Raw genomic sequence first — 11,429 nt, 5'->3', positions numbered from 1 at the left:
TCTCCAGACTATGTAAACAAAGCGCGTGAAGAAGGACTAAAAGGCGACCTTGTAAAACGCCCGAACATTGCAAAAGTAATCGCTCGTCCTCCAAAAAAATAAAAGCTAGCAAAAACAATCTGCCGGCATTTTTAAAAAGAATCCCAAAAGTTAAAGATAATTTTTGGGATTCTTTTTTTTTTAAGAATTTTCATAGTTTTTAAGCAAACAGGTCAAAAGTCAGTGAGGTTTGGGTCAAAACTCAGTAACTTTTGGGTAAAAAGTCAGTAACTTTTTAAAAAAACTCACTGACTTTTGAGTGAAAACTCAGTGAGTTTTGAGTGAATTTTTGCATGAAAAAAAATAAAGGCAACTTTTTATTCCACAACAACTTTCGCATATTCTTCATCAAGAACATACAAAATCAGCGTTGTGTTTTTCTTTACATCATAAGGAACTGTAAAATGCTTTCCCGGATGGCAGAATTCAGCTAGCGTAACAAGTTTTCCGTTCTGATCCTGAGAATCCAGTTTTACAGGAACCGGGTATGGATATTCTGGAAGTTCCGCAGAAAAAATTCCTTGCGCTGTTTTTGCTTTTTCAGTTGCAGGCTGAACTTTCAACGTGGCTTTCACTCTTGAGAAAACTTCAACTTGACCTGAAAGCTTTTCTTCATCAGAAATAATTCCTTCCGCAGGGCTTTTTGAATCTTCTTCAACTTCAAAATCAAAAATAACTTTATATTCTCCAAGTTTTGAAAGAAGCTGCTTTATAGAAAGGCCTTCAATGTTAGGAACTTCTGTCTTTGGAATTTCCGTTCCGCTGCTTACAACAAACTGAAGGTTGATTTTTTCTGAAACTGGAGCTCCGGCTTCTGGATACTGCGCAAGAATTGTTCCGGCTGGAAATTCGCTCTTTTGGTAAACAGGAGGAGAAAGCTTCACAAGAGAATCGTTTCCACTGAACAAAAATTCCAGAGTATTCAAAACCTCGTCAACATTTTTTCCTGAATAATCTTCTATATAGTCAATTGGAATTCCGCGGCTCACTGTCAAATTCACTCTGCGGTAAGCTTTTACAATCGCCCCGGAAACTGGATTTTGCTCCAGAATGGTTCCCTTGTCGCCAGGAATCTCTGAATATTTCAAAAGAATTTTTGGGTAAAGCTCCTTTGCCTGAAGTTCCAAAAGAGCATCCGTTAGGCTTTTTCCTGTAACATCTGGCACAAGAACTTTTTCCGCTCCCTGAACCGTCATAAAAAAAACAACAAGACAAGAAGCCGTCATTATAACAAAAGCAAGAAGAACTGTTATCACGACAGTTTTTCCGCCGTTCCTTAAATCGTCAAGCCGGCCGTTAAATTGAACTCTTGCCTTTTGAAGAATGTCCTTGAATTTATTTTTGTCCATCATTTACTCCAAAACAGTGCCTATAAAATTTCTGGCTCCGTTCATAAAAGATTTATAATCCATGGCTTTTTTTGCCTGCCACTGAAGCTCTGTAGCAATCAAAACTCCGCTTCCTGTCTGAATAAGAATTCCGCGCTGCTTATTGTACTCAAGAACCGTTCCTGGAACTGCCGAAGTATTCTTTACAATAGAAGGATCTTGTGCCGCGACTTTGCTTGCCGCCCTGGCTTTTAGAATCCTAAGCTGAAGATTTCCAGAAGTTGTAAAACAGCCCGGCCAAGGTGTATAAGCTCTTATCTGCGCATCTATTTTTTCCGCGCTGTTGTTCCAGTTTATTTTTCCATCTTCTTTTTTTATTATGGAACAATAAGAAGCTTTTCCTTCCTGTGGAAATGAATCCGGGAGCTTTCCAGTTTTTGCAATCTTGCGCAGAATTTGAGTTATGTTCATTCCTCCGTAGAGCGCGCTGTTCTTTAAGACCTGCTCGGCTGTTTCTGTTCCGGTCAGGCGTTCTTTCTGCTGATATAAAATGTCTCCTTCATCCATGCCCAAAGCCATCTTTTGTATTGAAAAACCTGTTTCATCATCGCAATTTAAAATCGCGGCATTTACAGGAGTTGCGCCCCGGTATTTTGGGAGCAAAGACGGATGAAGGTTTATTCCGCCGAATTTAAACAAAGAAAAAAACTTAGGGCCAAGAATATGTCCATAGGCAAAGCAGACAAAAATATCAGGCTCAAGGCTTGCAATTTGCTCGCGTTCAGGCTGTTTTATATGCTCTGGAGAAAAAACCGCTATATTGTCATTTCTTGCCCGGTTCCAGATAAGCGTATACTGCTCAACTTCAGTTGGAATAAGCTCTTTGTGCCTGCCTTGCGCAGACGGCGGATTTGTAAGAACACCGACAATTTTATATTCTTCTTCTGGCACCGAATTTGACATTGCGCTGTCTTTTAATATAAGTTCCAGTGCTTTTGCAGCACAAGCCGGACTTCCGCCAAACAAAACTTTCAGCATTTATTTTCCTTTTTTTGCATTTTTAGCCGCAAGTTTTGCTTCCAGGCTGCGTTTTTTTGATTCTTTTTCTGCAAGCCTTTTTTGGGCGCGTTCTGCTTTTTTCTTAAAAAGCTCTACGGTTTTATTTTTAAATTCTTCATCGCCTCTGTCAATATAAAGAATTCCGTCCAAATGGTCATTTTCATGCTGAATAATTCTTGCAAGAAGTCCGTCAGCATCATCTAGAACAAAGCGTTTTCCATTTTCATCAATTGCGCTGACAGAAATTTTTACAGGGCGGACAATCTTTTCAGACACACCCGGAAGAGAAAGGCAGCCTTCTTCGTATTCAGAATTTTCTGCGGAAGTTTTTATAATTTCAGGATTGATAAAAACACGGCGCACATTGTCATCTGAAATAACTACAAAGAATCTTTTTGAAATTCCAACTTGAGGAGCCGCAAGACCAACTCCGTCTGCGCTAATCATTGTCTCAAACATTTCATTTAAAGTGGCGCGCAATTCATCGTTTATTTCATTAAGTTCAACGGGAACGCATTTCTGTCTTAAAACATCTTCGCCAAGTTTACATATTCGCATTTTTTCCAGCCTTAAATTTTATTCAAGTCTTAATCTTGCAGCTTTTGCATGAGCCGCAAGTCCTTCCGCGTCTCCCAAGAAACCGGCAGATTCAGCAGATTTTTTTGCACCGGACTTTGTATTGTCTGTGCGCAAAGTTGTAACAGTTTTTATAAACGAACGGACGCTTAATCCGCCTGTAAATCTTGCGCTTCCAGAAGTCGGCAATGTATGATTCAAGCCCGCAGCATAATCTCCAAAAACTTCCGCAGCACCATGGCCAATAAAAAGAGAGCCGTAATTATGAACCAGAGACTGGATTTTTTCACGCTCAAGGCTAGCATCAAGCGCAAGTTCCAAATGCTCAGGAGCTTTTTTATTTGCAAGTTCCGCCGCCTGCTCAAGATTTTTTGTAACAATTATGCGCCCAAAAGTATTTATGCTTTGTTCCGCGGTCGCTTTTGTAGGCAAGGATTCAAGCTGCTTTTCAATTTCCTTGGAAACTTTTTCTGCAAGTTCCATGCTGTCTGTTGCCATTACAGGCTGAGCCACAATATCATGTTCTGCCTGCGCCAAAAGATCCGCCGCAACCCAAACAGGATTCGCAGTTTTGTCAGCGATTATAAAAACTTCTGTAGGACCTGCAATCATGTCGATTCCAACAGTTCCATAAACAAGCCTTTTTGCTTCTGCAACATATTTATTTCCAGGACCGACAATAACATCAACGGCAGGAATTGATTCTGTTCCAAATGCCATTGCCGCAATAGCCTGAGAGCCGCCGCAAGCAAACACTTCTTTTATTCCGCAGATATAAGATGCCGCCATTATGTTTTCGTCAGCATAAGGTTCACCGCTTCCATCCGGATTTTTCCGCGGAGGAGTACAAAGAATAATTTCATTTACACCGGCAGCAATTGCAGGAGAACTTGTCATTACAACAGTTGAAACAAGCGGAAATCTTCCTGCAGGAACATAAAGCCCGGCTTTTTCAACAGGAATATTTTTCTGGCCTGTAAAAACTCCCGGCTCAAGCTCAATTTCAAAGTCATCAAAAGATTCTCTTTGTCTCTTTGCAAAACGCACAGCCAAATCCCTAGAATAGCAAAGCGAATCATAAAGCTTAGGATTTTCGGACTGCATTTTTTCCGCAGCAGCTTTTAAAGTTTCCTCTGGAATTTTTAAATTATGTGGAGAAGCCAAATCGAATTTTTTGCTGTACTCGCGCAAGGCTTCATCTTTTCTTAGCTTTACATTTCTTAAAATATCGCGGACTGATTCTATAGACTCTCCGAAATTGCGAGTGCAAAAAAACTCTTCTTCAACTTCATCAGCCTTTTGAATTTTTATCATTAAAATAGCCTCCTCTCCATTTTTAGCTGCTTTCTAATACTGATTCAAATTCTACAGCAATTCAAAACAAAGCCTAAAAATAGAATTCAATTATATCAAAAAGACGTGAACTTTACAATTAAGACAAAATCCGCAGCGCAATTTGACAGCTAACGAAATTCGATATAGTATTTGAGTATCTCTAAAAATATTGTTTCTGGAGCGCATGACATGGATAATAACGACTTAGTGCCAGGCTTTAATGACGAAAAAGACGGAAGCCTCGAGATTTTCCTTAGCAAGATTGAAGGAACCTCAAATTCTATCCTTGTAACGCTTAGCGGATACATCGATACATACAATTCAGCGTATTTCCAAAAACAGGCAGCAAAAATTATTTCAGCGGGATTTAAGAACATTGTTTTTAACTGCCAGAATCTGACTTATGTTTCTTCAACAGGAATCGGCTCGCTCACTTCAATTGAAAAAAATGCAAAATCGAACGGCGGCGAAATTGTTTTTACGGGAGTTCAGCCAAAAGTCTTTGAAGTCTTTCAACTCTTGGGATTCAGCCAGGTTTTCAACATGAAAGAATCTGTGGAAGATGCGGAAGACTATTTGAAAAAAGAAAAAGACGGCAATGATTCCACATTCCCAAAGATTTTTGAATGCCCTGTCTGCTCCAAAAAACTAAAAGCCGTAAAAAGCGGACGTTTCAGATGCTCCGACTGCAAGGCAATTATTGTAATCGACCAAAACGGAAATGTTTTTTTAGGCTAGCCACTTGATTTTATGAATTTAGACAATATCGTTATAGTTTTATCGCGCCCGGAAGAACCTAGGAACATTGGAGCCGCTTGCAGGGCAATGGCAAACAACGGAATCCATAAACTGCGGATTGTAGGAAAAAAAGAAGAAATCGACTTGGAAAAAGTCCACGTTCTTGCAATTCATGCGTCATATATTTTTGACAATGCCGAATATTTTTCTTCAATAACCGAAGCCTGCTCTGACTGTGCCTGCTCATGCGGAACAACACGCCGACGGGGAAAAAAACGCAAAGGCAAGCTTCTTCTGCCGGAAGAATTTGCAAAAGTAGCCAATAGAATTTCAGGAACAGAAAAAAAAGGCGGAAAAGTCGCAGTTGTGTTTGGCAACGAAAGAACCGGACTTGACGACAACGAAATCCTTGAATGCGAAATGGGCGTTACAATTCCTTCAAGCGAAGAATTCGGCTCGCTGAACTTAAGCCATGCCGTGCAGATTATGTGCTACACTTTGTTCCGCTACAATGAAAAAAATAAAATTGGATACACGCCAATAGATTCAAAAAGGCTGAAAAAAACTGTAACAACAATCGCAGATAATCTTCAGAAAATCGGATTTTTTTCTGTTACAGGACGCAAAGACATGGAAATTTTCTGGCGTGATATTTTGTCCCGCTCGGCTTTAAGCGAAGGCGAAGCGCAATATATAGAAAAAATATTCGACAAAGCAGCAGGTCTTTCTAAAAAAAGATAATATCATCTGCAAAGAGAATTTCTTTTTTTGCGCTGACACAAGAACGTTCAATGCAGTTTTTTAGCTGCCTGATATTTCCCGGCCAAGAAAAATCCATAAGTTTTTTAATTGCACAGGCAGAAAGTTTTTTCTCAAACACAGCAGCGCAATCTTCTGCAATTTTTAAAAGCTCATCCTTGCGTTCTCTTAGCGGTGGAACATTTATAACTAGAACACTGATTCTGTAAAAAAGCTGTTTTTTAAAAAGATTTTTTTCAACAAGCTCTGAAATTTTTGAATCTGTTGCAAAAATAAGACGCGCATCAAGACTGAGCTTTTTGCTGCTCCCAACTTTGCTGAATTCCTTTGAATCCAAAACTCCAAGAAATTTTCCCTGGCTTTCAAGGCTAAGCTCGCAAATTTCATCAATGAAAAGAGTTCCATCAGAAGCTTCTTCAAAAATTCCAGAATTTTCTTCCGCTCCAGTAAAAGAGCCTTTTATAGAACCAAAAAGCGAACTTTCAATTAAATTTGGATTTATTTCAGCAAGATTAAAAGAAGTAAATTTGCCGTTTTTTCTTATTGAATTTTCGTGAATAAAACGGGCAGTATGATTTTTTCCAGAACCGCTTTCGCCAAGCAGCAAAACCGTGGAATCGCTCTTGCAGGCAATTTCAATCTGCGCTTTAAATCCAAGACACAAATTGTTTTCTGCGCAAATACATTCATCCAGTTTTTCTTCACAAAACAAATCTTTGCAAGGCGAAGAAACTTCGGCTTTAAGTTTTACCAGCTCAGAAATATATTTTAGGCAGTCAGATTCTTTAAAGCAAACAAAAACTGGACGCTCAAGTGTATTTTTGAAAAATTTAGAAATGTAGGAAGATTCACCGCAGGAAAAACAAGAGCCGTCTATTAAAACTGCCAGAACCAAAAAAAATTCCGGACGAATAAAAGAAATTTCTTCTGTTTGCACACAAAAGAAATCAAAGTCCCGGCTAAAAACAACTTTGCAAAAAGAAATAAATTCTTTTCTACTTGAAACTATTAAAATTCTCTCCCTTGGCAAAAGCCTCTAATCCTTTTTAAAAAGTTTTGTCCAGACAAGAAGAATTATATACCACAAGAATGGAAAAATCAAAAAAATTCTAAGCGGATTTCTGATAATTTCTCCCCAAACTTCATGTCCTTTTTCAAAAGTTTTTGGATTTACACGTTTGATTCTTTTACTTAAAATTCCAACTGCGTCCCGGTAATACATAAAAATTCCAGAAGAAAATCTTTCTCTATTTGAATAGCTCCAAAAATCTTTCTTTTTAATTCCTTCGCTTACAAGAACCAAAGATGGAGACGCTTTTGAAATCGCCTGAATAATATTTTCTTCGTCCTGCTTTTGATAATAGCCCACGCATCTTCCCACAATCTGAAGTCCGCGGAAAGTAGAACGCATATTTTTTTCCGCAGCGGCAAGAGCTTTTTTTCTTCCGCCGAAAATATAAAACGACTTGTAGCGGCTTTCAAGAATAGAAAGAATGCTTATAAACGCGTCAAATGGATTATGCCTGAAAGGAACAGCCTTTTTAAGAAACTTTGCCCCAGACAAAATGCTTTTTGAAATAGGCAGAATCAAGTCGGCATTTCTTATGCTTTCTGCGTATTCGTTTTTGCGCCGGATTTTCATAAAGTCCCAGATTGTTATAAATGAAATTTGGGAAGGACCTTTTTTTTCCAAAAGCTGCAAAATCTTTTCTTCCAAATCCTGCTTAGAACAAACGTCCACAGGAACACCGAGTAGTTCTATACGTTGAACCGCCATTTTATTCTCCACTTAAAGCAGTCTGCAAAGCCGCAATTCCGTACAAAGAAGCAGTTTCGCATCTCAATATATTTGTGTCAAAATGCACGGGAATAAATCCGCTTTCTTTCATCATGCTGATTTCCTGCACAGAAATTCCACCTTCCGCGCCAACCGCAACTGCAATTTTTGCATTTTCCTTTTTTATAACATCGGCATTTTTTAGCGCATTATAAATGCTCTTTGTTCCATCGCTTCTCTCATAAAGGACAACCGCCGCCTTGTGTTCCGCCTGCAAATTTCTCCAAAAACTGCAAGCCGCATCCACAGAAACTGAAGGAAAAACTTTTGTTTCAACAGGAGAACCGCTTTGCTGCCTTGCTTCCGTTATTATTCTTTGCCAGCGTTCATCTTTTGATTCGGCTTTTTTCCGCGCGGACTCAATGTTTCCTTTTTGGCAGAATTCACCTTCCACTGGAATTATTCCGCAGACTCCGCATTCCGTAGCCTGCCTTATAATCAAATCCATTTTTGGAGGCTTTGCCTCAAACTGAAAAAGATAAATTTCCGTCTTGGGCTTTTTTAAAACAGGAATTGCCTGCAAGACAGAATTGTTGCAATTTAGCTTTCCCGCCACCTGAAGAATTATTTTTTTTTCACAAGAATCAATCTTTGCAACGGTCATCTGCTGAAGAGAACCGTTCAAAAGCCTTGCATAAATCATGTCGCCGCACTTAACTCTTAAAACGGAATTCAAGTAATGATATTTTTTTCCTTCAATGCAAATGCAACCATTAGAGTCAAGCGGAGTTTCTACAATAAATTGCCTCATTGTTCCTGCTGTTCTTTTAAAGTTTTTGTCGAAGCCATAAGCTCAGCAAAGTTTCCGCCTTTTATAACTTCGATTGCTGCATTTAACTGGCTGTCATAGTCAAGATCGTAAAGGCGAGGCGGACGCGTCCTGTCAAGCTCGTTGCGTATCATTTTTCTAAGAAGCCTCTCTTCAAGCTTGTATTTTTTACGCAACGTTTTAGCATAGGAAGCAATTTCCGCTTCTGTCATGTTCTGATGAGAATCCACATAATCTGCTATTGCGCCAGATTCTTCAAGAGCGTGCCAGTCGTTTTGCTCTTCTTCTGTGAAGTCCGGGTAAAGAACTTCCAAATCAGGCTTGATTCCAATCTTATCAATGTTCGTGTCGCTCGGAGAATAATATTTTGCCACGGTGATTTTGAATCCGTCGTTGTTTACAAGTCCGCGCGGAACCTGAACGCTTCCTTTTCCAAATGACTTTTCGCCTACAAGATAAGCGGTCTTTGTGTCTTTTAAAGCTCCGCTTAATATTTCGCTTGCGCTTGCAGTCGCCCTGTTTATAAGAACAACAATCGGAATGCCGCGCACAACAGTTTTTCTTTTTACAGCATGATAAACCGCATTTTCATAAGCAAGACGGCTTTTTGTGGAAACTATTATGCCTTCATCAATAAATTTATCCGCAATGTCCACCGCGCTGTCCAAAAGTCCGCCGCCATTATTCCGCAAGTCTATAATAAGTCCGTTAAACGAAGCTTCTTTGAATGAATCCAAAGCTTCCTGAACTTTTGCCGCAGTGTTCACAGAAAATTCCGTAAGACGCAAGTAGCCTATTTTTTCACCTTCAATCATTCCGTATTTTACAGACGGATTTTGGATAACAGCACGCACAAGAGTCCGCTCAAATTCAAGAGAATTTCTTCTGCGGATTTTTACAGTAACGCTTTCGCCAACAGTTCCGCGCAGCATGCTCAAAACTTCATCCATCGTAATTGTAGAAGTGTCCACGCCGTCAACTTCAATAATCAAGTCTCCTGACTGAATTCCAGCCTTTGCGCCCGGAGTATTTTCTATAGGCTCGGCAACTTCAACATAAGCGGGCTTTTCTTCTGTGGAAACAAGAGGCTTTGTTATGGAAAGTCCAACGCCGCCAAAGTTTCCAACAGTTGTGTCGGTAAGGCTTCTCCATTCAGACTGCGCCATATAAACTGAATAAGGGTCATCAAGCGCGCCAAGCATTCCCTTTAATGCGCCTTCATACAAAATCTGCGGATCAACTTCTTCCACATAATTCTGCTGAATAAAATAATACAATTGATCTATAACTTTAAGAAACTGACGCTGCTTTGCTGAATCTATGTCTGAGCTTGAAGAATTAGACTGCGAAAAACACTGCGAGGCAAAAATAGAAAACAATATAAACGCTGAAAAAATCCGCGTAGCTTTTAATAATTTCTTTGCGATTTTCATTGCTCCATTTTAAGCCCTTTTAAGGCACTGTTCAAGGGCATATTTATATTGAATAAAAAAGTGCTTGATTCAATTTGACTTTTGATAAAAGTAACTGTTTAACTGTGTTTATTCCAGCACTAAAAAGTTTGTCATTGCCGTGCTTGACACTGCGAAGTTTGCACAGCAAACTCGGTTGGCAATCTACTGTAAATTTTTAACAGATTATCGGGTCAAGCCCGATAATGACAACAAAATTCGACATTCAAACTGCTTTTAAATAACAATAGACTTTAACTAAAAGCTGATATATAATAAGAACAATACTTTTATTGATTTAAAGACGTTTTCACTGTCGTTGCGGGTGGGCTTCGGCAGTTTTTTTGTTTTAAATTGAAATAGATGAAGAAAACAAAAAAGCCAGCTAGAATCTCTAGCCGGCTTTTTTAATGAAGTATTTTTTATGTCATTTTCGGGCTTGCCCCGGAAATCTGTATCAAAAGATTGCCACATCAAGTACTTCAATGACATTTAGAGCTTATTAAAAAACTCCTTGTTAAATAATCTCGCTTACAGGGATTTTGTAAACACTTCCGCAGTTGCGGCAGACAATTTCAAGCGGGTCAGGGCCGTTTTGCTTTATGTCGGCAAGCTCATTTTTTGGAAGTGTCTTTAAATAGCCGATATATTTTTCCTTGCTGCACGGACAGTCAAAAATTATGCCGCGCTCAACTGCAATCGCAGGCTCAAACTCGCGGAAAAGACCGTGCACAATGTCTTCTGCCTTGCCTTTTTCAGAAAACCACTTGCCAAGCGAAGGACAGGCAGAAAAAGCGTTTTCAATTTTTTCTATCAGCTCTTCATCCACTTTCTGGTCTGCGCCGCTTGCTGTATTCGAGCCGGAATCTTTTGTTCCGCCAGTTTCAGGCATAACTTGAACAAACATTCCGCCTGCGCCCATCACGCGTCCGTTTTTGTCCATAAAAATGCTTGTGTTGAACGCCGTGCGAATCTGGTCAGACTGCTGGAAAAACCAAGCCAAATCCTTAGTGATGTTTTTATAAAGAATTTCCACAGAGCTGGTTTGCGCAGTTTTGTCGCCCGGATGAACTTTTGACATTGTCATTGTTCCATCCCCAAGAAAAGGACTTAAATCCCAGCTTTCTAAAGGCTTTTCCACAGGAATATGGTTTTCATACAAAAATCCGCGCACATAGCCTGAAGAATCAGCTTCAACAGAAAATCCTTTTGCAGGACCGTTTGTGTCATAATGCCAAGTAAGATGTTCCTTTCCTTTCATAGTGGGAATCATAAGAGCGGCACAGATTGATGCCTGCCCCAAAACCATTGTCTCAAGAATTCCAAGGTTATGCTGAGAACGAAGCTGGTTTACAAAACGTGTTCCATGAAAAAGCGCGCCTCTTGCTCGTCCGTCCGCCATTACAAAAATAGAAAGTCCATCTTTTTCAAGTGAATCAATATGGCTGTTCAGCTCGTTATCATTTATCTGTGCTTTTATCATGGAATATATAATAGTAAGAAACAGAATTTATGTAAACTTAAATCGGCGGCAATTA

11 protein-coding genes are annotated in these 11,429 nt (G+C 39.5%); 2 read left to right on the top strand and 9 right to left on the bottom strand.

The annotated features are described in order from the left end of the window. Positions 1-356: 356 nt before the first annotated feature. The 4 genes from B4C08_RS05080 to hisD are packed head-to-tail and all read right to left on the bottom strand — an operon-like array spanning position 357 to position 4,316. A complete protein-coding gene (locus B4C08_RS05080) occupies positions 357-1,388 on the bottom strand; it encodes a PASTA domain-containing protein (protein ID WP_296663687.1) in 1,032 nt (343 codons plus the stop codon). Between the two features lie 3 nt (positions 1,389-1,391). Continuing rightward, positions 1,392-2,405, bottom strand: coding sequence for a methionyl-tRNA formyltransferase (gene fmt, locus B4C08_RS05075; RefSeq protein ID WP_295797341.1), 1,014 nt, complete (start codon positions 2,403-2,405; stop codon positions 1,392-1,394). Next, entirely contained in the window at positions 2,406-2,984 is a 579-nt protein-coding gene (def, locus tag B4C08_RS05070) for a peptide deformylase (RefSeq protein ID WP_296663683.1), read from the bottom strand. An 18-nt stretch (positions 2,985-3,002) separates the two neighbouring features. After that, entirely contained in the window at positions 3,003-4,316 is a 1,314-nt protein-coding gene (gene hisD / locus B4C08_RS05065; protein ID WP_295797328.1) for a histidinol dehydrogenase, read from the bottom strand. A 210-nt stretch (positions 4,317-4,526) separates the two neighbouring features. Between hisD and B4C08_RS05060 the strand changes: the two genes are divergently transcribed. Both B4C08_RS05060 and B4C08_RS05055 read left to right on the top strand, forming a co-directional pair. Then, entirely contained in the window at positions 4,527-5,075 is a 549-nt protein-coding gene (locus B4C08_RS05060; RefSeq protein WP_296663681.1) for an STAS domain-containing protein, read from the top strand. A 12-nt stretch (positions 5,076-5,087) separates the two neighbouring features. Further along, on the top strand, positions 5,088-5,816 hold the full coding sequence (locus tag B4C08_RS05055) for an RNA methyltransferase (protein ID WP_295797321.1): 729 nt from the start codon (positions 5,088-5,090) through the stop codon (positions 5,814-5,816). Here the strand turns inward: B4C08_RS05055 and B4C08_RS05050 are convergent. From B4C08_RS05050 to B4C08_RS05030, 5 genes are all read right to left on the bottom strand, one after another. Continuing rightward, on the bottom strand, positions 5,803-6,729 hold the full coding sequence (locus B4C08_RS05050; RefSeq protein ID WP_296663678.1) for a sigma 54-interacting transcriptional regulator: 927 nt from the start codon (positions 6,727-6,729) through the stop codon (positions 5,803-5,805). The two genes, B4C08_RS05055 and B4C08_RS05050, sit on opposite strands and share 14 nt — an antisense overlap. Before the next feature lie 141 nt (positions 6,730-6,870). Beyond that, positions 6,871-7,611: a WecB/TagA/CpsF family glycosyltransferase gene (locus B4C08_RS05045; RefSeq protein ID WP_296663676.1), complete on the bottom strand. Its 741-nt coding sequence runs from the start codon at positions 7,609-7,611 to the stop codon at positions 6,871-6,873. 1 nt (position 7,612) lies between these two features. Beyond that, positions 7,613-8,422, bottom strand: a complete 810-nt coding sequence (locus B4C08_RS05040) for an RsmE family RNA methyltransferase (RefSeq protein WP_296663673.1) — start codon at positions 8,420-8,422, stop codon at positions 7,613-7,615. Further along, positions 8,419-9,873 carry a S41 family peptidase gene (locus B4C08_RS05035; protein ID WP_296663672.1) on the bottom strand — a complete coding sequence of 485 codons (1,455 nt, stop codon included), beginning with the start codon at positions 9,871-9,873 and terminating at the stop codon, positions 8,419-8,421. Before B4C08_RS05035 ends, B4C08_RS05040 begins: the two co-directional genes overlap by 4 nt. A gap of 535 nt (positions 9,874-10,408) precedes the next feature. Continuing rightward, entirely contained in the window at positions 10,409-11,374 is a 966-nt protein-coding gene (locus tag B4C08_RS05030) for an Hsp33 family molecular chaperone HslO (protein ID WP_296663666.1), read from the bottom strand. Positions 11,375-11,429 lie beyond the last annotated feature (55 nt).

The organism is Treponema sp. UBA753, assembly GCF_002297325.1.
GTDB lineage: Bacteria > Spirochaetota > Spirochaetia > Treponematales > Treponemataceae > Treponema_D.
This window is presented reverse-complemented; position numbering and strand designations above follow the sequence as displayed.